The following is a 23,941-nucleotide window of genomic DNA, read 5'->3' as shown; positions in this document are numbered from 1 at the left end:
GGCCGCAGGGTCGCGGGTGGGATGATTGCGCCAGCTGTGCCGTGGGCGGACGCGCCCACGGCTCCGACGACACCGAAGGACGAATGAGTGGTGGACAACGCTCCCCGAGTGCTTGCCGGGCGCTACCAGGTCGGTGAGCTCATCGGCCGTGGTGGCATGGCCGAGGTGCACATCGGGCACGACAACCGCCTCGGTCGTACCGTCGCGATCAAGATCCTGCGCTCCGACCTCGCGCGCGACCCGTCGTTCCTCGCGCGCTTCCGTCGCGAGGCGCAGGCGGCGGCCTCCCTGAACCACCCGGCCATCGTCGCGGTCTACGACACGGGCGAGGACGTGCACGAGGACGCCACCGGCAACGCGGTGCACGTCCCGTTCATCGTCATGGAGTACGTCGAGGGCCACACCGTGCGGGACATCCTGCGCGACGGTCAGGCCGTGCCCATCGACGAGGCGGTCGAGATCACGGCGGGCGTCCTCGCGGCGCTCGAGTACTCGCACCACGCCGGGATCGTCCACCGCGACATCAAGCCCGCCAACGTGATGATCACGCCGACGGGCGCGGTGAAGGTCATGGACTTCGGCATCGCCCGCGCGGTCGCCGACTCCGCGGCCACCATGACCCAGACGCAGGCCGTCATCGGTACCGCGCAGTACCTCTCCCCGGAGCAGGCGCGCGGCGAGACGGTCGACGCGCGCTCCGACCTGTACTCGACCGGCTGCCTGCTCTACGAGCTGCTCACGGGGCGCCCGCCGTTCATCGGCGACTCGCCCGTCGCGGTGGCCTACCAGCACGTGCGCGAGGCGCCCGCCACGCCGAGCGCGATCGCTCCCGACGTGCCCGAGGTGCTCGACCGCATCACCCTCAAGGCGCTCGCCAAGGACCGCACGGCGCGCTACTCGAGCGCCGCCGAGTTCCGCGCCGACCTGGAGAACGCCGTGCGCGGCGGGTCGATCACGGCCCCGGCGCTCGGGGTCGCGGCCGCCGCCGCCGGCCTCGGCGCCGCCGCGGCGGCCGCCGACCTCCAGCCGACGATGGTCGAGTCCGCGACGCAGGTCATGGCACCGGCCGCCGCGGCGGCGAACCCCTGGGCGACCAGCGCGGCGCCCGCCGTCCCGCCGGGGGAGCAGCCGCCCGGCGAGGACGACGAGCAGCCCAAGAGCCGCAAGGGCCTCATGTGGACGCTCATCGCGATCGGCGTGCTCGCGCTCGCCGCGATCATCACGATGATCGTCATCAACAGCCAGGGCGAGGACGAGCCGACGACCGGCACCGTCCCGACGCTGTCGGCGGGCGTCACGCCCGCGGAGGCCGAGCAGAGGATCACCGAGGCGGGCTTCGAGTACGCGCAGGCGATCGACCAGGACTCCACGGAGCCCGAGGGCACGTTCACCCGGACCGACCCCGCCGGCGGCACCACCCAGGAACTGGGGGTGACCGTCACCGCCTTCTTCTCGGCCGGTCCCGACGCCGTCACCATCCAGGACCTCAAGGGCAAGACGCAGGAGGAGGCCCGGCAGTACCTCTCCGACGCCGGGCTCAACGTCGGCGACGTCAACACCGAGGACTCGCCGGACGTCCCGAAGGGCGCGGTGACGAAGACCGACCCCGGCGCCGGCCAGTCCGTGCCGGCGGGTTCGACGGTCAACCTGTTCGTGTCGAGCGGCCTCGTCGCCCTGCCGGACGTGACGGGCCAGCAGTTCGACGCCGCGAAGTCGACCGTCGAGGCGCTCGGCCTGAAGGTCGACCGCAGCGACGAGGAGTCCGACGAGCCGGAGAACCAGGTGCTCTCGCAGCAGCCCAACGCGGGCAGCGTCCCGCAGGGGTCGACCGTGACCCTCAAGGTCGCCATCCCGCGCGCGGCGGAGACGACGACGGTGCCGTCGAACCTCGTCGGGATGACCGAGGACCAGGCGAAGGACGCGCTCGGTGGTGCCGAGCTGAACGTCGGCACCCGTCAGACGCAGGAGTCCGACCAGTGGCCGGCCGGCGTCGTGATCGGGTCCGACCCGCGCGGCGGGGCAGAGGTCCCCGTCGGCACCCAGGTGTCGCTCATCGTCTCGACCGGTCCCGGACCGTCGAACGGTGAGAACAACGGCGGCGGGAACAACGGCGGCGGCAACGGGAACGGCGGGGGCAACGGCGGAGACGGCGAGGGCTGACCCACCGCCCCCGGGCCGTCCACGACGACGGGCCCTCACCTCCACGGAGGTGAGGGCCCGTCGTCGTGCGGGGCGTCCGTGGGCGGCAGACCGGGGCCGGTGCCGCGCGGTGCCCGCTACTGGCGCACGAGCGGGGCCATGCCCGCGGAGCGCTCGACGGCGCCCTCCAGTCCGCACGCCTCGAGCCAGTTCGCGAGCAGGCGGTGGCCGCCCTCGGTGAGCACGGACTCCGGGTGGAACTGGACGCCGTGCAGGGGCAGGTCCCTGTGCTGGAGGCCCATGATGACGCCCCCGGCGGTCGTCGCCGTCACCTCGAGCTCCGCGGGCACGGTGTCGCTCACGACGGCGAGCGAGTGGTACCGCGTCGCGGTGAACGGGTGGGGGAGGCCCGCGAGCACGCCCTCGCCCTCGTGCTCCACGAGGCTCGTCTTGCCGTGCATGAGCTCGGGCGCGTGCGTGACCGTCGCGCCGTACACCTCGGCGAGGGCCTGGTGGCCCAGGCACACGCCGAGCATCGGCGTGCGCGACGCGGCGCACGTGCGGATCACGTGCTCGCTCTGCCCGGCCTCCTTCGGCGTGCCGGGGCCGGGGGAGACGAGGACGCCGTCGAACACGGTGCCGTCGACGTCGCGGAAGCGACCGTCGGCGTCGGGCTCCGGCACCGCGTCGTTGCGCACGACGACGGTCTGCGCCCCCAGCTGGTCGAGGTAGCCGACGATCGTGTAGACGAACGAGTCGTAGTTGTCCACGACGAGGATGCGGGTCGGGTGGGTCATCGCGGGGCCTCCACGGACACTGCGCCGGCGGCGTCGGTCTGGATGTTGGGGTCGTTGAACGGCATGTACTCGGACACGAGCGGGAACAGCCACTCGAAGCACGCGAGCACGACGGCGGCCGCGAGGACGAGCAGGATCAGCACCCGCAGCCACGCCGGGCCGGGCAGCACGCGCCACAGCGCCCCGTACATCACGAGCCTCCTTCGGCGGCGGGAGCGGTCTGGCCGACGAGCTCCGGCGGCGTGCCGTCCTCGACGGGCATCCAGTAGTCGAACTTCGCGTTGACGATGTACCGCGCGACGAGCGAGTTGAGGCCGATCGGGTGGCACGTCGTCAGCGTGAGGTACCGCTCGGTGGGCTCGACGCCGGGCTGCCACGGGACGGGCGCGATCGCCTCGACCTGGTCGGGCTTCACGGCCTGCATCTGGTCGACGCGGTAGACGTACCACGTGCCGTCGGCCTCGACGACGATCGGGTCGCCGATCTCGAGCTCCTCGACGTCGTGGAAGATCTTGCCGTACGTCTGCCGGTGCCCGGCGAGGGAGAAGTTCCCGACGGCGCCCGGCATGACGGTCTCGGGGTAGTGCCCGGCCATCGCCTGGTCGAGGATCGACCGCTTGTCGGTGCCCTCCGCGATCGGCATCATCTTGCCGTCCCAGCGCGGCACGTAGAGCGTGCCCCACACCTCGCCGAGCGCGGGCGCGGCGGGGACGGGCGGGTCGTCGCGCAGGATCGTCGTGCCGACGTCCGCGGCGTCCGGCGTCGGCGCCTGGATCTCCTCGAGGACCTGCGCCTGGACGCGGTCCGCCTGGACGTCCGTCCACCACAGCTGCCAGACGACGTACAGGCCGAGCAGGATCCCCAGCGTGATGAGCAGCTCGCCGAGCACCCCCACGACGGCGGACACCGGACCGCGACCCGAGCCGCGGTGCCCCGCGTGGCGGACCGGTGCGGGGGTCGTCGCGGTCACGACGCCACCGCGTCGGACGGGCGCGCGTAGCGGAGCTCGAGCGCCCCCTGGTAGCCCGGCATCTCGATGTCGTTCTTGTCCTCGACCGACCAGCCGAGGTTCACCGCGTCGACGTACTCCTTGTACACCTGGACGCCCGGCGAGCGGTCGAGCGCGTCGCGCAGGGCCTCGGGGTCGCCCACGGCCTCGACGACGTAGGGCGGGGAGTAGACGCGGCCGTGCAGCAGCAGGATGTTGCCCGCGCAGCGGAACGCCGACGTCGCCGTGACGCGCTGCCCCTGGAGCGTCATCGCCTCGGCACCGCCCGCCCACAGCGCGTTGACGACGGACTGGATGTCCTGCTGGTGCACGACGAGGTCGTCGGGACGGATCCCCGCCGGGTAGCTGCCCTCCGGGGGCGCGTCGTCGAGCGTCACGGAGACGCCGGCGCCCTCGACGGGCGTCGTCCCCGCGGCGACGGCGGTGCGCGCCGCGAGGTCGGGGTCGACGCCGGTGGGCGCGTCCCCGGTCTGCGACAGGTCCGCGACCTCCGCCGTCAGGGCGTCGACCTGCGTCGCGAGGTCGGCCACGCGGTCGGACTCGCGGTCGACGAGCTGCGCGAGGTTCTCCGGGTGCCGGGACTCGTCGCCGCGCGCGAGGCGGGCGTTCGCCGTGAACATGACCCCGGCGAGCGCGAGGACGAGCGCGACCGTCACGGCGGACCGGACGCGACGCGCGCGCGGCGTGCCGCCCGGGGCGGACGACGGCCCCTCGGCGGGGTCGTCCGGGCCCGTGGCGGCGGGGTCCGTGGTGCTCACGCGACCGTCTCCTTCCTGGGGGGCGGACGAGGTCGTCGACCGGGTCGGCGTCGTGCGTCGGCGTGGTGCGTCGGCGTCGTGGACTGTGTCGTGCTGAGTCGTGCGCGGCACACCTCGCGGCACGTCCTCCGCGCGCGGTGTCCGTGCCTATTGTGTGCGCCCACTACGCTAGTCGACGAACGTCGTCCACGATCGTGACGGACCTGTGCTCCGGCAGAGCCTCGCGGCGCGTCGACGACCTTCGCCCGACCCATGCACGGTTCCTGCACGACGACGGCAGGCGTCCGCTCCCGCGGTGCGTCCCGGCGCCGGCGCAGCGAGCCCCACCAGGACAGGAGCCCACCCTCGTGCCCGAGTCGAAGTCGCGCAAGAAGCCCAAGCCGCAGCGTCCGCCGAGCGTGCCGAAGCCCGAGACGGGCAACCCGCGCTGGCTCGTGCCCACGATGCTCGGGCTCATGCTCGTCGGGCTCGCGTGGATCGTGCTGTTCTACCTCAGCGGTCCGAAGCAGCTCCCCGTCCCGCCGCTCGGCGCGTGGAACCTCGGGGTCGGCTTCGCCTTCATCATCGCGGGCTTCGCGCTCACGACGCGCTGGAAGTAGCCGCGCACCGGGCGGGGCCTGGGCCCCGTCCGGTGCCGTCGGGCTCACACCGGTGTAGTTCCACACCTGTGAGTAAGCCTGGGGATAACTCCTGTGGCCGCCTCGTCAGGTGAGATGGCCGAACTGGTCCGCCGCCGCGTAGGTGAACCAGGAGGCGGCGACCAGCGCCATCACGACGACGACCGTCGCCCCCACGGACATGAGGGTGCGACGCTCGCGCGGCGCGTAGGCGTAGGCGGCGCCGAGCGCGAGCCCCACCACGAGACCGCCCAGGTGCGCCTGCCACGCGATGCCGGGGAAGAACAGCCCGATCGCGAAGTTGATGCCGATGAGCACGACGATCTGCATCGCGTTCCGGCCCGTCCGGCGCAGGACGAGCAGGATCGCCCCGAACAGGCCGAACACGGCACCGGAAGCTCCGTAGACCCAGACGTACCAAGCCCCCGCCATAGGGCCTCCCGCGAGGAGCAGGTAGCCGACCGAGCCGCCGAGCGCGGAGAGCAGGTAGAGCGCCGTGAAGCGCAGCCGACCGAGCATCTGCTCGAGGAACGGGCCCGTGATCCACAGGGCGTACATGTTGAAGAGGATGTGGACAGGACTCGTCGAGTGTAAGAAGGCTGACGTGAGGAAGCGGTAGGGCTCCGTCTCGCCCAGGTCCGCACGGAACGCCAGCATGACCGTCCACGTGCCGCCCGTGACGAGCTGGAGGAGCCAGCTCACGACGCACAGGCCGATGATCGTGAACGTCACGACGGGCGGCCCGCCGCGCACCTTCCCACCCAGCGCGGTGCGCTGCGTCGGCGCCTGGCGGGCGGCGTCGCGCACGCAGTCGACGCACTGGACGCCGACCGCGGCCGGTCGCTGGCACTCGGGACACGCCGGGCGCCCGCACCGCTGGCAGCGCACGTACGACACGCGGTCGGGGTGCCGCGGGCACACCGGCGGGACGGCGGGACCGTCGTGCGGTCCGGCCGTCCCGTACGCCGGCGGGCCGGGCGGCCCGGGAGGTGTCGCCGAGATGGTCAGTCCTCGATGGTGACGGACGTGATGACGATGTCCTCCTGCGGGCGGTCGCCCGGACGCGTGGGCGTCGCGTTGATCGCGTCGACGACGGCGCGGGACTCGTCGTCCGCGACCTCGCCGAAGATCGTGTGCTTGCCGTTGAGCCACGGCGTGGGGACCGTCGAGATGAAGAACTGCGACCCGTTGGTGCCCTCGGCCTCGCCCGTCACCGGGTTGCGGCGCACGCCCGCGTTCGCCATCGCCAGCAGGTACGGGCGGTCGAACTGGAGCTCGGGGTGGATCTCGTCGTTGAACGTGTAGCCGGGGCCGCCGGTGCCGGTCCCGAGCGGGCAGCCGCCCTGGATCATGAAGTCCTGGATCACGCGGTGGAAGATCAGGCCGTCGTAGAAGGGCTCGGTGCGCTCGGCGCCGGTGCGGGGGTCGGACCACGTCGTGGTGCCCTGGGCGAGCCCGACGAAGTTCGCCACCGTCTTCGGGGCGTGGTTCGGCAGGAGCTCGATCCGGATGTCACCTGCGGTCGTGTGGAGGGTTGCGAACATGGGCACCATCTTCCCACGAGACCCGCGCCCGACCCGTCCGGGGCGATGTCTCGCGGCGTGGCCGGGGTGGTGGCAGAGTGGGCGGAAACGCATCGCATCCGCACATTCGTCCCGTCGGACGACGACCCCGGGGAGCACGCATGACCCGTACTCGCTCAGCGAGCGACTCCGTCAAGGACACGCTCGAGTCGATCGACACCGAGAAGCTGAAGGAACAGGCTGCGCAGGCCGCCGCGACGGCGCAGAGCGCCGCGACCCAGCTCGCGGACCAGGCCAAGGACGCCGCGGTGCACGCCAAGGAGTGGGGCACGCCCAAGGTGGAGGCGTTCCTCGAGTGGCTCCAGCCGCGCGTCGAGAAGGCGTGGCAGGACAGCATCCAGGCCGCCGCGCCGCGCGTCGAGAAGGCCGCGACCAAGGCCGCGCCCGCCATCGACACGGCGCACGACCGCCTCGTGGAGGACGTGCTGCCGAAGATCGTCGCGAGCTTCAACGCCGCCGCCGCCAGCGCGGCAGACTCCGCCCAGCGCGCCGCGGACAACGCGGCCGAGGCGACCGCCGCCGCCACGGCCGCGGCAGCCGCCGCGTCGGGCAAGAAGGCGCGCAAGCTCGCGAAGCAGGCCAAGAAGGCGACGGCGGAGGCCGCGAAGCAGGCGCAGAAGTCCGCGGGCAAGGCCGGCAAGAAGGCCGCCAAGCACGCCGACAAGACCGCGGAGAAGGCGGCCGCCAAGCTCGCCGCGGCCGCGGACAAGGCGGCGGCCAAGGCCGCCGAGGCGGACTCCTCGAAGGGCAAGGGCCGCACGCTCTGGTGGATCGCCGGTGGCGTGACCGCCGCGGGCGTGGGCTACGTGCTCTACCGCCGCGCGCAGCCCACGACCGACCCCTGGGCCGAGCCGTGGGAGCAGGAGCAGCAGCAGGTCCACTTCGACGACGTCGTCGGCGACGCCAAGCACGCCGTCGGGGACGCCGCCGAGTCGATCGGCGAGGCCGCGGGCGCCGCCGTCGCGAAGGGCCGCGAGGCCACGGACAAGCTGGCCGAGCGCGCTGCCGAGGTCCGCGACGACGTGACCGACCGCGTCACCGAGGCCGTCTCCGACGCGAAGGACGCGGCGAAGAAGGCGACGAGCCGGGCGCGCAGCACCACCCGTGGCGGCGCTGCCGGCGCGAAGGACGCGGTGAAGGACACTGCGGAGGACGTCAAGGACGCCGCCGCGGACGCCAAGGACGACCTGGGCGACGCCGGCAAGAAGGCCCGCGAGGCCGCCGAGTCCGCGGCACAGGACGCCGCCAAGAAGGCCGACGACGCCTGACGACGCTCCACCCCGCCGTCCTCGCACGGTGACAGACGACCGAGGGGCCCGTCCCAGCAGGGACGGGCCCCTCGTCGTCCCCAGGGGCGGACACCTCACGAGCACGCGGGCACGGCGGCGGCACACGGCGGCGGCACACGGCGGCGGCACACAGCCTCGGCGGCGGGCACGCCGAGGCCGGACGCACGAAGACCCCGTCCACAGCCGGACGGGGTCTTCGTGGTCGTGACGATGGTGGAGCCAGGGGGACTCGAACCCCCAACCCCCTGCTTGCAAAGCAGGTGCGCTACCAATTGCGCCATGGCCCCGGGTGACGCGGCCGGGGCCGGTCAGCGGCGAGAGGTGCTCACTCGAAGGTGTCGGTGACCTCTGCCCAGAGGTCGCGCTCGGCGTTGTCCTCCGTGTACTTGCGCCACACGAGGTACCCGGCGCCGGCGGCGAGGAGCAGGAGCAGAAGCTTCTTCATGATGTTCCCCCTCGAGTGGGTTGGCAGTGGGCCTAAGAGGACTTGAACCTCTGACCTCTTCCTTATCAGGGAAGCGCTCTAACCGTCTGAGCTATAGGCCCGCACGCGCCTCGCCGGACAGCCCCAGGAGGGCTGCTCCGCTCGCAGGCAGCGATTGAGGTTACCCCACCGGGAGCCGCAGACCCAAACCGAGGGCCCGTGCCCCCGGTCGGGGAGCCGGTGAACGGTCAGTCGTCGGTGAGCGTGAGGTGCACGCCACCCACGAGCGCCGCGACGATGTTGTACAGGAACGCCATGATCGTCGAGAGCGCCGTGATGATGACGACGTTCACCACGCCGAGCAGCGTGGCGATCGAGATCACGCGGCCGAACGCGACGTACTGGCGGATGTCGACGTCCGTCTCCGTGCCGACGATCTGCGTGAACAGCTCCTCGATCTTGAAGAAGACCTGCATGCCGTCGAGCACGTACCAGACGACGGCGGTCGCGACGACGGTCATGATCCCGATGGCGACCGCGAGGAGGAAGCCGAGCTTCATCGCGGACCACGGGTCGATGCGCGAGACCGCGAGCCGCACGCGGCGCGGGCCGCCGTCGGGCCGGACGGCGGGCGTCGCGCCCGTCGCGGTCCCCACGGCGGGCGTGGCGCCCGTGAGCGGGCGCGCGGTGCCCGTCACGCCTGCGGCGGAGTAGTGCATGGAGGCCCCGGCGGGAGCGCCGGCGGCCGCCGCGCTCGTGGGGGCCGAGGTGGTCGTGGGCACGCGCCTCACCGTCTCGTCGTCGATCTCGTCGTGCCCGCGCTCGGGCTCCGTCTCTGCGGGTGCGGCGGGGACCGCCGCCGACACCTTCTTCGCGGCCGTCTTCGCCGCCGCGATCGCCGCGGCCGCCGCCTTCACGGCCCCGGCCCGGGCGACCGCGACACGGCTCTCGCCCGACGCGCGCTCCATGCCGTCGTCGTCCACCGTGCCCTGCGCGGGCGCGGCCTGGGCGGACGGGCCCGGCGGGGGCGGGGGAGGCGGCGGGACGGCGGCCGACGCGCCGTCACGCGGGGTCGCCGGTGCCGAGGCGCCCTTCGACGAGCCCTTCTTCGACGAGCCGTTCGACGACGTGCCGTCCGCCTCGCCGTGCCGGCTCGGGGACGTGCCCCCGGAGCGGGCCGCGTCCGTGTCCGGTCGCGGCACGGTCAGCCGCGGCGTGATGGTCGGCGGTGCGTTGTTCTCGCTGCTCATCTGGTTTCCTCGGTGGTTCCGGGGGCCGGGTCGGTCCCGCCCGCCCCGTCGGACGAGGCGGTCGCGTCGGTGGTCGGTGCGCTGCTCGTGTCGGTGACGCCCGGGGCCGTGCCGGTCCCGTCCTCGCCCTCCACGGTATCCCGATCCTCTCCGAGGCGACGCTCGACGTTCCGCGCGACCGCGATGATGCGGTCGCCCTTGTCGGGCTTCGCGAACGTCACCCCCTGCGTGTTCCGACCGGTGAGGTTCACCTCGCCGACCGCGGACCGCACGATCTTCCCGCGTTCCATGATGACCAGCACCTCGTCGTCGGCCTCCGTCACCAGAGCCCCCACGAGATCTCCACGAGCCTCCACCAGGTTGGCGACCTTGATGCCCAGACCGCCACGGCCCTGGACGCGGTACTCGTCGATCCGCGTGCGCTTCGCGAACCCGCCCTCCGTGACCACGAAGAGGTCGGAGCCCTCCTCGACCACGTCGGCCGAGAGCAGCTCGTCGCCGTCGCGGAACTTCATGCCCGTGACGCCCGACGTCGCGCGGCCCAGCGGCCGCATCGTGTCGTCGTCGGCGGGGAAGCGGATGGACTGGCCCTTGCGCGACACGAGGATGAGGTCGTCGTCGGCGTCCACGAGGAGCGCCGCGACGAGCTCGTCGGGCGTACCGGTCTCGTCCTCGCGCAGGTTGATCGCGATGAGGCCGCCCGACCGGGGCGAGTCGTACTCCGACAGCCGCGTCTTCTTCACCAGGCCGCGACGCGTCGCGAGCACCAGGTACTCCGCCGCGTCGTAGTCGCGCAGGTCGAGGACCTGCGCGATCTTCTCGCCGGGCTGGAACGCCAGCAGGTTCGCCACGTGCTGGCCCTTGGCGTCGCGCCCGCCCTCGGGGAGCTCGTACGCCTTCGCGCGGTAGACGCGGCCGAGGTTCGTGAAGAACAGCAGCCAGTGGTGCGTCGTCGTCACGAAGAAGTGGTCGACGATGTCGTCCTCGCGCAGCTGCGTGCCGCGCACGCCCTTGCCGCCGCGCTTCTGGGCGCGGTAGCTGTCGCTGCGCGTCCGCTTCACGTACCCGCCGCGCGTGATGGTGACGACCATCTCCTCCTCGGCGATGAGGTCCTCGATGGAGACCTCGCCGTCGAACGGGAGGATCGTCGTCCGACGCTCGTCGCCGTACTTCGCGACGATCTCGCCCATCTCGTCGCCCACGATCGACCGCTGCCGCTCCGGCTTCGCCAGGATGTCCTGGTAGTCGAGGATCTGGCGCTCGAGCGCGTCGTGGTCGTCGAGGATCTTCTGCCGCTCCAGGGCCGCCAGACGGCGCAGCTGGAGGTTGAGGATCGCGGTCGCCTGGACCTCGTCGACGCCCAGCAGCTCCATGAGGCCCGTGCGGGCCTCCTCGACGTCGGGCGAGCGCCGGATCAGCGCGATGACCTCGTCGAGCGCGTCGAGCGCCTTGAGGTACCCACGCAGGATGTGGATGCTGCGCTCGGCCTCCGCCAGCAGGTACCGCGTGCGGCGCACGACGACGTCGAGCTGGTGCGTCGTCCAGTGCCGGACGAACGCGTCGAGGCTCAGCGTGCGCGGCACACCGTCGACGAGCGCCAGCATGTTCGCGCCGAACGTGTCCTGGAGCTGGGTGTGCTTGTACAGGTTGTTGAGGACGACCTTCGCCACCGCGTCGCGCTTGAGCACGACGACGAGGCGCTGGCCCGTGCGGCCCGACGTCTCGTCGCGGATGTCCGCGATCCCCTGGACGCGGCCCTCCTTGACGAGGTCCGCGATCTTCGCGGCCAGGTTGTCCGGGTTCACCTGGTAGGGGAGCTCCGTGACGACGAGGCACACGCGGCCCTGGATCTCCTCCACGTTGACCACGGCGCGCATGGTGATCGAGCCGCGGCCCGTGCGGTACGCCTCCTCGATGCCCTTGTGGCCGAGGATCGTGGCGCCCGTGGGGAAGTCCGGGCCCTTGATGCGCTGCAGCAGCGCCGCGAGGAGCTCCTCGCGCGAGGCGTCCGGGTGGTCGAGGTGCCACTGCACGCCCGCCGCGACCTCGCGGAGGTTGTGCGGCGGGATGTTGGTCGCCATGCCGACGGCGATGCCCGCCGAGCCGTTGACCAGCAGGTTCGGGAACCGGGCCGGCAGGACCGACGGCTCCTGGGTGCGGCCGTCGTAGTTGTCCTGGAAGTCGACGGTGTCCTTGTCGATGTCCCGGACCATCTCCATGGCGATCGGCGCCATGCGGCACTCGGTGTACCGCGGGGCGGCCGCCGGGTCGTTGCCGGGGGAGCCGAAGTTCCCCTGGCCGGCGACGAGCGGGTAGCGCAGCGACCAGTCCTGCACGAGGCGCACGAGCGCGTCGTAGATCGCGCTGTCGCCGTGCGGGTGGAACTTGCCCATGACGTCGCCGACGACGCGCGAGCACTTCGAGTACGAGCGGTCGGGGCGGTAGCCGCCGTCGTACATCGCGTACAGCACGCGCCGGTGGACGGGCTTGAGGCCGTCGCGCACGTCCGGCAGCGCACGACCCACGATGACGCTCATCGCGTAGTCGAGGTACGACCGCTGCATCTCGAGCTGCAGGTCCACCTGCTCGATGCGCCCGTGGTGCACCGCGACCGCCGTCCCGTCGGCGTGCACGATCTCCTCGGACCCGTCGCCGGGAGCCGTGGGCTCGTTCTCGGGGTTCTGCTCGTCGGTCACGGTCTACCTCGTTCGTTCGTCTCTTCGTGCGTCGTCGTCCTGGAAGACCTCCGGACCCGCCCGGGAGGGCGGGCCGCGCCGGGGCGTCCGGTCCTGCCGCGCCCCGGCTCCGCGAGGAGCGGCTCAGATGTCAAGGAACCGCACGTCCTTCGCGTTGCGCTGGATGAAGCTCCGGCGGGACTCGACGTCCTCGCCCATGAGGACCGAGAAGATCTCGTCGGCCGCCGCGGCGTCGTCGAGGGTCACCTGGTTGAGCGTGCGGTGCTCGGGGTCCATGGTCGTGTCCCACAGCTCCGAGTAGTCCATCTCGCCCAGACCCTTGTAGCGCTGGATCCCGTTCTCCTTGGGGATCCGCTTGCCGGCGGCCTGCCCGGCGGCGAGGAACGCGTCGCGCTCCTTGTCGGAGTACACGTAGTCGTGCGGGGCGTTCGACCACTTGAGCCGGTAGAGCGGCGGCTGCGCGAGGTAGACGTGCCCGTTCTCGATGAGCGGGCGCATGTACCGGAACAGCAGCGTGAGCAGGAGCGTCGCGATGTGCTGGCCGTCGACGTCGGCGTCGGCCATGAGGACGATCTTGTGGTACCGGAGCTTCGTGAGGTCGAAGTCCTCGCCGATGCCGGTGCCGAACGCCGTGATGATCGACTGGACCTCCTGGTTCGACAGGGCCCGGTCGAGGCGCGCGCGCTCGACGTTGAGGATCTTCCCGCGGATCGGCAGGATCGCCTGCGTCCGGGGGTTGCGCCCGCGCACGGCCGAACCGCCCGCCGAGTCACCCTCGACGATGAAGATCTCGCACTCCTCCGCGCGGTTCGACTGGCAGTCGCGCAGCTTGCCCGGCATGCCGCCGGACTCGAGCAGGCCCTTGCGGCGGGTGGCCTCGCGTGCCTTGCGGGCGGCGAGGCGCGCCTGCGACGCCTGGATGGCCTTGCGGATGACGTCGCGACCCTCGTTCGGGTGCGCGTCGAACCAGTCGGTGAGCTGCTCGTGCACGACGCGCTGCACGAACGTCTTCGCCTCGGTGTTGCCGAGCTTCGTCTTCGTCTGGCCCTCGAACTGCGGCTCGCCGAGCTTCACCGAGATGACCGCCGTCAGGCCCTCGCGGATGTCGTCGCCCGTGAGGTTCTCGTCCTTCTCCTTGAGGATGCCCTTGTCGCGCGCGTAGCGGTTGACCAGCGAGGTCATCGCCGCACGGAAGCCCTCCTCGTGCGTGCCGCCCTCCGTCGTGGAGATCGTGTTCGCGTAGGTGTGGACGGACTCCGAGTACGCGCTCGTCCACTGCATCGCGATCTCGACCGAGATGCGCTTCTCCGTGTCCTCCGACTCGAAGTCGATGACGTCGGGGTGGACGAGCTCGACCTTCTTCGCCGTGTTGAGGTGCTTCACGTAGTCGACGAGGCCGCCGTCGTACTTGTAGGTCACGGTGCGCGCGGGGGACGAGCCGGCCGCGGCGGTGCCGTCGGCCTCCGAGACGCCGTCGGCGTCCGCCGCCGCGTCGTCCCCGCCCGTCACCTCGTCGCCGGTGTCGAGGTGGGCCGGACGCTCGTCCGTGAGCGTGATGCGCAGCCCCTTGTTGAGGAACGCCATCTGCTGGAAGCGCGCCCGCAGGGTCTCGAAGTCGTAGTCGGTCGTCTCGAAGATCTCCGGGTCGGCCCAGAAGGTCTGCGTCGTGCCCGTCTCCTGCGACGGCTCGAGCCGCTCGACCGGCGCGACCGGCTTCCCGCCCTCGGTGAACTCCTGCCGCCACGCGTACCCGTCGCGCCGGACCTCGGACACCATGCGCGTCGAGAGCGCGTTGACGACCGACATGCCCACGCCGTGCAGACCGCCGGAGACGGCGTACCCGCCGCCGCCGAACTTGCCCCCGGCGTGGAGGATCGTCATGACGACCTCGAGCGTCGGCTTGCCCTCGGTCGGGTGGATCGCCACGGGGATGCCACGGCCGTTGTCGACGACGCGCACGCCGCCGTCGGCCAGGAGCGTCACGTCGATCGTGTCCGCGTGCCCGGCGAGGGCCTCGTCCACAGAGTTATCCACAATCTCGTACACAAGGTGGTGGAGACCGCGCTCACCGGTGGAGCCGATGTACATGCCCGGACGCTTGCGGACCGCCTCGAGGCCCTCGAGGACGGTGATGTTGCTCGCGTCGTAGCCGCCGCCCGCCGAGGGTGCCGCCTCCGCGGACGCCGTCGGGTCGGGGATGGCGGTGTCGGTGTGCTCTGCCACGGGCAGGACTGCTCCTCGTCGTCGTGCGCGCGACCGCCGTGTCCGTGCCGGACCGGCCGCCGCTGCTCAAAGGTTCCGGGCCCGCACCGCCGCCTGCGCCGGCTCCGTGCGAGGAGCGTCCGACCGGCCGCGGACGGCCGGTGGAGGCGCCGCGGACGGGTTGCGCGGGCGGGTGGTGACAAGACCCGGAATGACCTCCCCAGTCTACCCGCCACGAGCCGAATTCCGCGGATCTCGGCCGTCCTGAGGACATCTCGCAGGGCATTCGCGACGCGATCCGCGCCGTCCCGGCGGAAGTTCTCCACACGGTTGTCCACAGGCTCTGTGCACGACGCTCGGGCGACCGTCGACGGTCGCCGGAAAAGTGCCCGCAGCAACCGTCCTGCGCTCCAGGTGGGAGCGCTACCGCAGCGGACAAGTCGGGAATCGGTGTTTCACGCGGAAAGTGGTCTAATACCACACACCATCCTGATTCGCGCGTCGTCCGCGCAGCAGCGATACCACGCGGGCGGCTCGACCCCGAAGGGACCCCACTCAGTGAAGAGACTCCTCGCGAGCGCTGCGGCGACAGCGCTCGCGCTCGGCGGCCTGCTCGTGGCCACCGCGGCACCCGCCTCCGCTCACACGCCCGACGTCACCGCCGACTGCACGACGCTCTCGGTGAAGCTCTGGGCCTACTCGAAGAAGAGCAACGAGCTCACCGTCACCGTGGACGGGAAGGAGGTCGAGTCCACGACCTTCGAGCGCCAGCTCACGCGGTCGTACGACCTCGACCCCACGCAGGACCACACCTGGACCGTCTCCGTCGACGCGTCCGACGGCCGCCAGTACGACTACGAGCAGTCCGGCTCGACCCGGGCCTGCGAGACGCCCGACGCCCCGGTCCAGGTCGGCGTCTACGTGTACCCCAAGCTGGACCGCACGAAGGACGCGGCCTGGGAGAACTCCGGCCCGCAGAAGATCGTCACGAGCGCCGAGATCGCCGCGCCCGAGAAGCCGTGGGACAAGGCCTGGGTCGTGCAGCCCCTCGACCTGGACGACGTGCGCGAGGTCGCCCGCGCGATCCAGCCCGGCGTCGACACCGCCGAGCTCTGCACCGCCTGGGCCGTCCAGCAGGACCTCGTGGACCTGCCCGGCGGTCTCGACGACCTCCCGACGGACATCCGCTACTCGCCCGACGGCAAGCACCTCGGGGAGTTCCCCGAGGGCACGCTCGTCGCGTGGGACCACCAGGACCTCGCCGACCTCCTCCCCGAGGGCGCGTGCGACACCCCGAGGCCCGGTGCGCCCGCCCAGCCGGTCCAGGAGGAGGTCGACGTCCTCGTCACGCCGGACGTGCCGACCGCCGTCGAGGTGTGCGGCACCGAGCTCACCGAGCAGAACCTCCCCGCCGAGTCGGAGGACGTCCGGTACACCCTCACCGAGGAGGGCGTCGTCGCCGAGCCGAAGGACGCCGAGGCGACCTTCTCCCTCGAGACCGAGGGTCTCGGCTACCTCGTGACCGAGGACGGCCGCTTCGCGCTCTTCCCGCTCGAGGACCTCCTGCCGTCCGACGAGGCGTGCGCCCTCGTGCCCGGCGAGATCGGCGCCGTCTGCCAGGGCGACGTCCCGTACCTCGGCTACGAGATCGGGCTGCCCGAGGGCGTGACGGTCGACTCGGAGACCCCGCTGACGATCACCTTCCTGCACCCGAACGGCGGCGAGGACTACGTCGTGACGGACCAGCCGCTCAGCGGGACCCTCCTGTGGCCCGGCGCCTCCGCCGAGGAGCCGAAGCAGTGGCCCGGGTTCGTCCGGAACGAGGACGGCTCGTACACGGAGACCGACGGCAACTACGCCTGGACCCGCGACGGCGCCGAGGTGCTGTTCGAGGTCAACCCGTCGTACTGGACCGTGGTCGAGTACCCGCCGGCGACGAGCGCGTGCGCGAACCCGCCCGTCGCCCCCGTGGCCGTCGAGGACGTCGCCGGGCCCGAGGAGCCGACCGGCCCCGCGCTCGCCACGACCGGTGCGACGGTCGCCGGCGCGGCCGCGTTCGCCGCGCTGCTCGTCGGCGGCGGGGCACTGGTGCTCTGGCTGCGCCGCCGAGCCCAGGCCTGACCCCCCTGACGTGGTGACCAACGCCCCGGTCACCACCCGCGAGGCCCGCCGTGCCCCCTGCACGGCGGGCCTCGTCGTCGGTCCGGACCCTCTCAGCCCCAGGTGTCGCGGGGACCCGGCCCCCGGACGGACTTCTTCCCCCGGCGGAAGCTCGGGCCCGCCGGCCCGAGCACGGTCACCGTCTCGACGACCCCCTCGCCCACCTCGCGCGCGAGCCGCTCGAGCAGCTGCGGCGTGAGGAGCCGCACCTGCGTCGCCCACGCCGTCGAGTCGGCCCGCACGACGAGCACCTTGTCCTCGAACGTCTCGGGCTCGCAGTGGTCGGCGACCTGGTCGCCCACGACCTCGCGCCACCGCCCGACGACGCCCCCCACCGACACGTCCGCGACCCAGTCCCGCTCGTGCAGCAGGCGCGCGACGACGTCGCCCAGGAGCTGCGGGTCACGGCCGCCCGGGCGCGCGCCCGACGTCGGCGGGTCCGCGAGGATGCGTCGGCGAGGCTCCTGCCCGGGCCGCAGCCCTTTCGCGCGCGCCGCCGCCTTGGCGCGGTTCAGGGCCTGCCGCGCCACCTCCGCCGGCGGGGTCAGCTCCACGACGTGACCGACGGGCAGCCCCGTGGCGCGTCGCTCCGGGAGTTCGTCGGCCGGGCCGGGGCGCGCGTCGTCGTCCTGGCGGTCCGCCGGGTCCCGGTCCGCGGGCTCAGTCCTCGACACGGTGCACCGTCCCGTCGTGCACGGCGAACCGCGCGCCGTCGAGCCGGCTCGGGACGTCGTCGGGCACGGCCGCGGTGATGATCACCTGGCCCGCGTCGGCCACGAGCTCGGCGAGCCGCTCGCGCCGGCGGACGTCGAGCTCGGCGAACACGTCGTCGAGCACGAGGATCGGCTCGCCGTCGGGCCCCCACTGGTCTGCCCACAGGAGCGAGTCGAGGCCCGCGGGGGCGCCGTCACGCAGCAGCCGGTACGACGCGAGCCGCAGCGCGAGCGCGAACGACCACGACTCGCCGTGGCTCGCGTAGCCCTTCGCCGGGAGGCCGCCCAGGGTGAGGACGAGGTCGTCGCGGTGGGGACCGACGAGGTTCACCCCGCGGTCGACCTCCTTCGCGCGCACGGCCTCCATGGCCTCCAGCATGCGCCTCTCGAGCGTCGCCACGTCGGGGATGCCCGACGCCGGTGCGTCGCCCGGGTCCGCGGCGTCACCCGCCGCGGGCGGCCCCACGGGACCGTCGTCCGCGTCGAGCGCCTCGTCCACGGACGAGCGGTACGCGATGCGCGCCTCGCCCTGCCCCGCGCTGACCTGCTCGTACGCCTCCGCGACGTAGGGCGTGAGCGCGGCGACGAGCTGCAGGCGCAGCGCCGTGATCTCCGCGCCGAGGCTCGCGAGACGCGCGTCCCACACCTCGAGCGTCGCGAGCGGCGAGGCCGCGGTCTCGGGGGCGTCGTCGTCGGGCGGCGGCTCGACGGCGGACGGCCTCCGCCGGCCGCGGCCGCGCAGCGCCGTCGCCGACTTGAGCAGCGCGCCGCGCTGGCGCAGCACCCGGTCATAGTCCGCGAGGAGCGCCGCCACGCGCGGCACCAGGAGCACCGCGAGCTGGTCGAGGAAGCGGCGCCGTCCGTCCGGGTCGCCCTTGACGAGCGCGAGGTCCTCCGGCGCGAAGAGCACGGTCCGGACGATGCCGAGCACGTCGCGCGGCCGCTGGGCCGGGGACCGGTTGATCCGCGCCCGGTTGGCCCGCCCCGACGCGATCTCGAGCTCCACGGTGCTCGCCCGGTCACCCCGCACGACGCGCGTGCGCACGACGGCGCGCGGGGCCCCCGCACGGACGAGCGCGGCGTCGCCCGCGACACGATGGCTCGCGAGCGTCGCGACGTACCCGATCGCCTCGACGAGGTTCGTCTTGCCCTGCCCGTTCTGCCCGACGAGCGCGTTCACGCCCGGGACGAGCTCGACGTCGACGGACTCGTACGAGCGGAAGTCGACGAGGGAGAGGTGCGAGACGTACATCGGTGCGGCGAGGGTCGAGGAGGTCGGAGGGGACCGGTCAGGCCGGGGGTTCGAGCGGCCCGGCTCCCGGGGAGGCCGGCCCCGCTGCCTTGACCGCGTGCCCGCCGAACTGCTGGCGCAGCGCGGCGACGGCCTTGAGCGCCGGCGACTGCTCCTGGCGCGACGCGAAGCGCGCGAAGAGGGCGGCGGAGATCACGGGCAGCGGGACGGCGTTGTCGATCGCCTCGTCGACCGTCCAGCGGCCCTCGCCGGAGTCGTCGACCCAGTCGTCGATCGCGGCGAGCTGCGGGTCCTCCTCGAGCGCCTTGACGAAGAGGTCGAGGAGCCACGAGCGCACGACCGTGCCACGGGTCCACGCCTTCATCGTGCCGTGCACGTCCTTGACGAGCTCGCTCTTCGCGGCGAGGAGCTCGTAGCCCTCGGCGTACGCCTGCATGAGCCCGTACTCGATGCCGTTGTGGACCATCTTCGCGAAGTGCCCGGCGCCGACCTCGCCCGCGTGGACGAAGCCCTCCTCGCGCGGGCCGTCGGGACGCAGCGCGTCGAAGACCGGCATGGCCGCCTCGACGTACATCCGGTCCCCGCCGACCATGAGCCCGTAGCCGTTCTCGAGGCCCCAGACGCCGCCCGAGACGCCGACGTCGAGGTAGCCGACGCCCTTCTCGGCCAGCTCCGCAGCCCGGGCCTGGTCCTCGGCGTAGTAGGAGTTCCCGCCCTCGATGACGAAGTCGCCCTCGCCGAGCAGGCCGCCGAGCTCGGTGACCACGCCGCGGGTCGCGTCGCCCGCCGGGACCATGACCCACACGATGCGCGGGCCGTCGTCGGGCAGGGCCGCGACGAGGTCAGCGAGCGTCGCGACGTCCGACACCTCCGGACGAGGGTCGTAGCCGACGACCTCGATGCCGGCGGCACGGACGCGCGCCCGCATGTTGTTGCCCATCTTGCCGAGGCCGACGAGGCCGATGCGCGTGACCATACGAGTCCTCCGGGGTGCGGTGGTGCGGTGCGAGCCGTCCGGCTCCGTCGGGATCAGCCGGCGAAGCGGATCGGCACCAGCAGGTAGCGGTAGTGGGACGAGTCCTCGCCGTCCAGGGAGTCCTGGCCCGTGAACTCGACCGGCTTGTTCGGGTGCGTGAAGCTCAGGCGCACGAAGTCGGTGCCGAGCGCGCCCAGGCCGTCGAGCAGGAACTGCGGGTTGAACGCCACCGAGATGTCCTCGCCGACGAGCACGGCCTCCAGCGCCTCGGACGCCTGCGCGTCGTCGCCCTGCCCGGCGTCCAGGACGACCTGCCCGTCCGTGAAGGACAGGCGGATCGGCGTGTTGCGCTCGGCGACCAGGGACACGCGCTTGGCGGCGTCGATGAGCGGGGCGGTGGGGACGACGGCGTGGATGGGCGTCTCGTCCGGGAAGAGCCGGCGGACCGCGGGGTAGTCGCCGTCGACGAGCTGCGACGTCGTGTGACGACCCCCGGCCTCGAACCCGATGAGGTCCACGCCGGCGCCCGTGTTGAGCCCGATGTTGACGAGACCCGAGCCGCCGAGGGACTTCGCCACGTCGTTGAGGGTGCGCGCGCGCACGAGGGCCACGGCGGAGTAGCTCGGGGTCACGGGCGTCCAGGTGAGCTCGCGCAGGGCGAGGCGGTACCGGTCCGTCGCGAGGAGCGTGATCTTCTCGCCCTCGATCTCGACGCGCACGCCCGTGAGGAGGGGGAGCGTGTCGTCGCGGCTCGCCGCCACCGTGACCTGCGCGACGGCGTTCGTCAGCTCGTCGCCCGAGACGGTGCCGGAGAGCTCGGGCATCGCGGGCAGCGCCGGGTACTCGTCCACCGGCATGGTGAGGAGCGTGAACCGGCTCGCGCCGCACGTCACCGTGACCTTGTTGCCCTCGAGGACGACATCCACGGGCTTCGCGGGCAGCGCCCGGGATATCTCGGCGAGCAGCCGGCCGGAGACGAGGACCGTGCCGGGCTCGCTGACCTCGGCGGGGATCTCCGACCGGGCCGAGACCTCGTAGTCGAAGCTCGACAGCCCGATGGTCCCCGACGCGTCGGCCTCGAGCCGGACCCCGGCGAGGACGGGCGCGGGCGGGCGGGTCGGCAGGGTTCGCGCCGTCCAGGTCACCGCGTCGGCCAGGACATCACGCTCAACCCGGAACTTCATCCCACACCCTCTCGTCCCCACGTCTCGGTCGGACCCGATCTTCACATGTGCCGTCCTGCTTCGCCGCGACGCCGGGCTCGCCGTCGGGGCCGCTCGTCCTCGCTCGTCCACCGGGCAGGTCTGCCGCTGTGGACACGAGGTGCCGGGTCGCAGGTCCGCGCACACGTGTCGTGCATGAACCCTACGCGAGGAGGCGGGTGGGAGGAACTGGAACGGCGGGCCTGGGGATGGAGGCCCGACGGCGGTCTCCGCCGACGTCGCGCGCTCGCCGCGGCTCGACGAGGATCGGGAGCAGGCTCGTGGAGCACAGGTCGCACCGTCGGCCGCCGGAGCCTGATGAAGGCGTGTGGAATTTCCCCTCTGAGAACACTTTCGTCGTCGTCATAGGGGTTGTGGATCTCGTGGAAAACCGGTGTCCGCCCAGGTCAGAGGGCACAAATGCGTGTGGACGAACCGGTGAGCCCAGTGTGGGAAAGTCGCGGCGCCTGTGGGCGGCCGATCTGTCCCCACACGTCGTCCACCGATCGAGGGTGCCCCGTCCACACCCAGAGGGCCTTCGTCCACAACTGTCCACAGAACTGTGCACAGGCCCGGTCCGGGTGGGCCGTCCACAGGGTGTGTACGAGGGCGTCCATCCACAGGTTTCGGGGGGAAAACCATGATGTTGTCAGGATTTGTCGCGACACACGAGACCCTGTGGTCTACCGTCGTCGTCCGCATTCCGCGGATGTGAATACCCACAGGAGTCCTGTGGATGACTGTGGACAACTCCACCCACATGCTGTGTACGAGTGTCGTTCACGACCGTGGCTGGGGAGTCGCGTGGTCGCTTGGAGCCGATATCCACAGAATATGGCACCGCAGTGGGCAACCCTGTGGACAGCACGCGAGACCGGTGAGGAAGGGTCTTCGGGGTCCGTGACGAGCTGGCGACACCGTCCGGCGGCGGTGGACAAGGCCGATGACATGCCGCTCGGGGAGGGGTGCGTCCGGTCCGTCCGGGGTCGTCGGACGGCGTCTCGTCGCGACGAGGCTCGACAGCCGGAAGAAGATCGGATGGTCGCCGAGGGATCTCGGTGATCTCGGACCCGCTCCGCGGGGATAGCAGGAATCCGGGCAGAGGCCTGGAACGCGATCGATGTGGATCGTCCGAGCTCGACGCAGGCCGAGGAAGGCCACTGGGGGCGCGTGACACGGAGGGCCACCGGGGGCGTGCGGTGCGACGCGAGAGAGCCCGGCCGCGACGCGTGCCGAGGGCTGCGTCCTGCCCCGGGTGTGAGGCAGAGCGGCGGGGATGTGCGGTCGCCCGCCGTACGGCGGACCCGCCGTGGGCTCAGGGAGCCCCGGTGCGCAGGGGCGGCGGGAGCGACCCACCTCGTCCGGGACCGAGCCGCACGGTGAGGGGAGAGAGCCGCGGTGAGCATGTCGTCGAGTCGAGGAGCAGCACCGTCCGGGCACGGCCGCGCCGCCTCAGCCGCGGTGCTGCTGCTTGATCCGGCTCGTGAGCTCCGTGACCTGGTTGTACGTGGAGCGGCGCTCGGCCATCTGCTCGGTGATCTTGCGGTTCGCGTGCATGACTGTCGTGTGGTCGCGGCCCCCGAACTGCTGCCCGATCTTCGGGAGCGACAGGTCGGTGAGCTCGCGGCACAGGTACATCGCGATCTGGCGAGCGGTGACGAGGACGCGCGATCGCGAGCTGCCGCAGAGGTCGTCGATCGTCAGGCCGAAGTACGCGGCCGTCTGCGCGATGATCGCGGCGGGGGTGATCTCCGCGCTGTCCTCGTCGGTGATGAGGTCCTTCAGCACGATCTCCGCGAGCGGGAGGTCGACCTGCTGGCGGTTGAGGTTCGCGAACGCGGTGACACGGATCAGCGCGCCCTCGAGCTCCCGGATGTTCGTCGAGATGCGCGACCCGATGTAGGACAGCACGTCGTCCGGAGCGGCGAGGCGTTCGCTCGACGCCTTCTTGCGGAGGATCGCGATGCGCGTCTCGAGGTCCGGCGGCTGGACGTCCGTGATGAGGCCCCACTCGAACCGGGAGCGCAGGCGGTCCTCGAACCCGTTGAGCTGCTTGGGGGGCAGGTCGGACGTGATGACGACCTGCTTGTTGGCGTTGTGCAGCGCGTTGAAGGTGTGGAAGAACTCCTCCATCGTCTGCTCCTTGCCCTGCAGGAACTGGATGTCGTCGATGAGGAGCACGTCGACGTCGCGGTAGCGCCGTTGGAACGCCCCGGCCTTGCCCTCACCGATGGAGTTGATGAAGTCGTTCGTGAACTCCTCCGAGTTCACGTAGCGCACGCGCACGTTGGGGTACAGGTTGTGGGCGTAGTGCCCGATCGCGTGCAGCAGGTGCGTCTTGCCGAGCCCGGAGTCCCCGTAGATGAACAGCGGGTTGTAGGCCTTGGCGGGTGCCTCGGCCACCGCGACCGCGGCGGCGTGCGCGAACCGGTTGGAGGAGCCGATGACGAACGTCTCGAAGACGTACTTGGGGTTCAGCCGGCTCGGCTCGGCCTGGGGACGCGGCGGGGGAGGTGCCGGCAGGTCAGGGAGGAGCACGTCGTCGGGCTCGATGTAGGGGCGCTCCACCGCCGGCCGCGACGCGGGCGCGAGGACGGGGTCGGAGCTGAGCTCCGGGTCGACGGTGATGCCGAACCGGACGTCGCGCCCGAGGCAGGACGACATCGCGGTCACCAGCTCGTCCCGGACGCGCGTCTCGAGGTACGTGCGGGTCTGCTCGTGGGGAACCGCGATGAAGACGGTGTCGTCCAGGATCGCGAGCGGCTTGGCCAGCCGGATGAACGCGATCTGCCGCGGGGTGATGTCCGGGCTCGCCTCGAGGATGCTCAGGGTCTGTGCCCAGACGTCGGCGATGTTCTCGTCCGGGTTGGCCAC

General features: G+C 72.1%; 19 protein-coding genes and 2 tRNA genes. 4 read left to right on the top strand and 17 right to left on the bottom strand.

Going from position 1 to position 23,941, the window contains the following annotated elements; all coding sequences use genetic code 11:
- Positions 1 to 87: 87 nt before the first annotated feature.
- Positions 88 to 2,160, top strand: coding sequence for a Stk1 family PASTA domain-containing Ser/Thr kinase (pknB, locus tag HKK73_RS00100; protein WP_171467146.1), 2,073 nt, complete (start codon positions 88 to 90; stop codon positions 2,158 to 2,160).
- A gap of 116 nt (positions 2,161 to 2,276) precedes the next feature.
- Here the strand turns inward: pknB and HKK73_RS00095 are convergent, their stop codons facing one another.
- The 4 genes from HKK73_RS00095 to HKK73_RS00080 are packed head-to-tail and all read right to left on the bottom strand — an operon-like array spanning position 2,277 to position 4,703.
- The gene (locus HKK73_RS00095; RefSeq protein ID WP_171467145.1) at positions 2,277 to 2,936 is read right to left on the bottom strand and encodes an aminodeoxychorismate/anthranilate synthase component II; all 660 of its coding nucleotides are present in this window, start codon (positions 2,934 to 2,936) and stop codon (positions 2,277 to 2,279) included.
- The gene (locus tag HKK73_RS00090) at positions 2,933 to 3,127 is read right to left on the bottom strand and encodes a hypothetical protein (protein ID WP_021482317.1); all 195 of its coding nucleotides are present in this window, start codon (positions 3,125 to 3,127) and stop codon (positions 2,933 to 2,935) included. The genes HKK73_RS00095 and HKK73_RS00090 overlap by 4 nt, the downstream gene beginning before the upstream one ends.
- Entirely contained in the window at positions 3,127 to 3,906 is a 780-nt protein-coding gene (locus HKK73_RS00085) for a class E sortase (protein WP_171467144.1), read from the bottom strand. Before HKK73_RS00085 ends, HKK73_RS00090 begins: the two co-directional genes overlap by 1 nt.
- Complete coding sequence (locus tag HKK73_RS00080; protein ID WP_253705712.1) at positions 3,903 to 4,703, bottom strand: DUF881 domain-containing protein; 801 nt, start codon at positions 4,701 to 4,703, stop codon at positions 3,903 to 3,905. The genes HKK73_RS00085 and HKK73_RS00080 overlap by 4 nt, the downstream gene beginning before the upstream one ends.
- A 347-nt stretch (positions 4,704 to 5,050) precedes the next feature.
- On the opposite strand from HKK73_RS00080, the gene HKK73_RS00075 reads away from it, so the two are divergent.
- Positions 5,051 to 5,302 (top strand): cell division protein CrgA, encoded by a 252-nt coding sequence (locus HKK73_RS00075; protein ID WP_021483485.1) that lies wholly within the window; start codon positions 5,051 to 5,053, stop codon positions 5,300 to 5,302.
- Between the two features lie 105 nt (positions 5,303 to 5,407).
- On the opposite strand, the gene HKK73_RS00070 is transcribed toward HKK73_RS00075, so the two are convergent.
- On the bottom strand, positions 5,408 to 6,127 hold the full coding sequence (locus HKK73_RS00070; RefSeq protein ID WP_371810570.1) for a rhomboid family intramembrane serine protease: 720 nt from the start codon (positions 6,125 to 6,127) through the stop codon (positions 5,408 to 5,410).
- A 197-nt stretch (positions 6,128 to 6,324) separates the two neighbouring features.
- Complete coding sequence (locus HKK73_RS00065; protein ID WP_021483785.1) at positions 6,325 to 6,864, bottom strand: peptidylprolyl isomerase; 540 nt, start codon at positions 6,862 to 6,864, stop codon at positions 6,325 to 6,327.
- Positions 6,865 to 7,004: 140 nt separating this feature from the next.
- Between HKK73_RS00065 and HKK73_RS00060 the strand changes: the two genes are divergently transcribed.
- Complete coding sequence (locus HKK73_RS00060; protein ID WP_137281364.1) at positions 7,005 to 8,171, top strand: hypothetical protein; 1,167 nt, start codon at positions 7,005 to 7,007, stop codon at positions 8,169 to 8,171.
- Positions 8,172 to 8,403: 232 nt separating this feature from the next.
- Here the strand turns inward: HKK73_RS00060 and HKK73_RS00055 are convergent.
- The 6 genes from HKK73_RS00055 to gyrB form a co-directional block, all read right to left on the bottom strand.
- A tRNA-Ala gene (locus HKK73_RS00055) sits at positions 8,404 to 8,479 on the bottom strand.
- A 38-nt stretch (positions 8,480 to 8,517) separates the two neighbouring features.
- Entirely contained in the window at positions 8,518 to 8,637 is a 120-nt protein-coding gene (locus HKK73_RS18835) for a DLW-39 family protein (protein ID WP_021483216.1), read from the bottom strand.
- A gap of 27 nt (positions 8,638 to 8,664) precedes the next feature.
- Positions 8,665 to 8,738 (bottom strand) — tRNA-Ile (locus HKK73_RS00050).
- A 126-nt stretch (positions 8,739 to 8,864) separates the two neighbouring features.
- On the bottom strand, positions 8,865 to 9,866 hold the full coding sequence (locus tag HKK73_RS00045) for a DUF3566 domain-containing protein (RefSeq protein WP_253705710.1): 1,002 nt from the start codon (positions 9,864 to 9,866) through the stop codon (positions 8,865 to 8,867).
- Positions 9,863 to 12,502: a DNA gyrase subunit A gene (gyrA, locus tag HKK73_RS00040; protein WP_051027550.1), complete on the bottom strand. Its 2,640-nt coding sequence runs from the start codon at positions 12,500 to 12,502 to the stop codon at positions 9,863 to 9,865. The genes HKK73_RS00045 and gyrA overlap by 4 nt, the downstream gene beginning before the upstream one ends.
- Positions 12,503 to 12,685: 183 nt before the next feature.
- Positions 12,686 to 14,761 carry a DNA topoisomerase (ATP-hydrolyzing) subunit B gene (gene gyrB, locus HKK73_RS00035; RefSeq protein ID WP_031315400.1) on the bottom strand — a complete coding sequence of 692 codons (2,076 nt, stop codon included), beginning with the start codon at positions 14,759 to 14,761 and terminating at the stop codon, positions 12,686 to 12,688.
- A 561-nt stretch (positions 14,762 to 15,322) separates the two neighbouring features.
- Between gyrB and HKK73_RS00030 the strand changes: the two genes are divergently transcribed.
- Positions 15,323 to 16,885 (top strand): hypothetical protein, encoded by a 1,563-nt coding sequence (locus HKK73_RS00030; RefSeq protein ID WP_171467143.1) that lies wholly within the window; start codon positions 15,323 to 15,325, stop codon positions 16,883 to 16,885.
- Positions 16,886 to 16,977: 92 nt separating this feature from the next.
- On the opposite strand, the gene HKK73_RS00025 is transcribed toward HKK73_RS00030, so the two are convergent.
- The 5 genes from HKK73_RS00025 to dnaA all read right to left on the bottom strand — a co-directional run bounded on the left by HKK73_RS00025 (position 16,978) and on the right by dnaA (position 23,941).
- Entirely contained in the window at positions 16,978 to 17,478 is a 501-nt protein-coding gene (locus HKK73_RS00025; RefSeq protein WP_034651951.1) for a DUF721 domain-containing protein, read from the bottom strand.
- A gap of 106 nt (positions 17,479 to 17,584) precedes the next feature.
- Positions 17,585 to 18,889 carry a DNA replication/repair protein RecF gene (gene recF / locus HKK73_RS00020; RefSeq protein ID WP_043651549.1) on the bottom strand — a complete coding sequence of 435 codons (1,305 nt, stop codon included), beginning with the start codon at positions 18,887 to 18,889 and terminating at the stop codon, positions 17,585 to 17,587.
- 37 nt (positions 18,890 to 18,926) lie between these two features.
- Positions 18,927 to 19,865, bottom strand: coding sequence for a phosphogluconate dehydrogenase (NAD(+)-dependent, decarboxylating) (gene gnd / locus HKK73_RS00015; protein WP_114552589.1), 939 nt, complete (start codon positions 19,863 to 19,865; stop codon positions 18,927 to 18,929).
- Between the two features lie 53 nt (positions 19,866 to 19,918).
- Entirely contained in the window at positions 19,919 to 21,049 is a 1,131-nt protein-coding gene (gene dnaN, locus HKK73_RS00010; RefSeq protein ID WP_034651929.1) for a DNA polymerase III subunit beta, read from the bottom strand.
- Positions 21,050 to 22,519: 1,470 nt separating this feature from the next.
- Positions 22,520 to 23,941 carry a chromosomal replication initiator protein DnaA gene (dnaA, locus tag HKK73_RS00005; RefSeq protein ID WP_043651559.1) on the bottom strand — a complete coding sequence of 474 codons (1,422 nt, stop codon included), beginning with the start codon at positions 23,939 to 23,941 and terminating at the stop codon, positions 22,520 to 22,522.

The sequence above is a fragment of the Cellulosimicrobium sp. 72-3 genome, from assembly GCF_013127315.1.
GTDB classification, from domain to species: Bacteria; Actinomycetota; Actinomycetes; order Actinomycetales; family Cellulomonadaceae; genus Cellulosimicrobium; species Cellulosimicrobium funkei.
Note: the sequence above shows the minus strand (reverse complement) of the source record. Positions and strands in the feature narration are given on the sequence as shown.

What these genes read in the sequence shown, in the direction of transcription:
- HKK73_RS00060 (WP_137281364.1), top strand. Translation starts at nt 7,005, where the DNA reads ATGACCCGTACTCGCTCAGCGAGCGACTCCGTCAAGGACACGCTCGAG.
- HKK73_RS00065 (WP_021483785.1), bottom strand. Translation starts at nt 6,864, where the DNA reads ATGTTCGCAACCCTCCACACGACCGCAGGTGACATCCGGATCGAGCTC.
- HKK73_RS18835 (WP_021483216.1), bottom strand. Translation starts at nt 8,637, where the DNA reads ATGAAGAAGCTTCTGCTCCTGCTCCTCGCCGCCGGCGCCGGGTACCTC.
- HKK73_RS00095 (WP_171467145.1), bottom strand. Translation starts at nt 2,936, where the DNA reads ATGACCCACCCGACCCGCATCCTCGTCGTGGACAACTACGACTCGTTC.
- dnaN (WP_034651929.1), bottom strand. Translation starts at nt 21,049, where the DNA reads ATGAAGTTCCGGGTTGAGCGTGATGTCCTGGCCGACGCGGTGACCTGG.
- HKK73_RS00090 (WP_021482317.1), bottom strand. Translation starts at nt 3,127, where the DNA reads ATGTACGGGGCGCTGTGGCGCGTGCTGCCCGGCCCGGCGTGGCTGCGG.
- HKK73_RS00045 (WP_253705710.1), bottom strand. Translation starts at nt 9,866, where the DNA reads ATGAGCAGCGAGAACAACGCACCGCCGACCATCACGCCGCGGCTGACC.
- recF (WP_043651549.1), bottom strand. Translation starts at nt 18,889, where the DNA reads ATGTACGTCTCGCACCTCTCCCTCGTCGACTTCCGCTCGTACGAGTCC.
- gnd (WP_114552589.1), bottom strand. Translation starts at nt 19,865, where the DNA reads ATGGTCACGCGCATCGGCCTCGTCGGCCTCGGCAAGATGGGCAACAAC.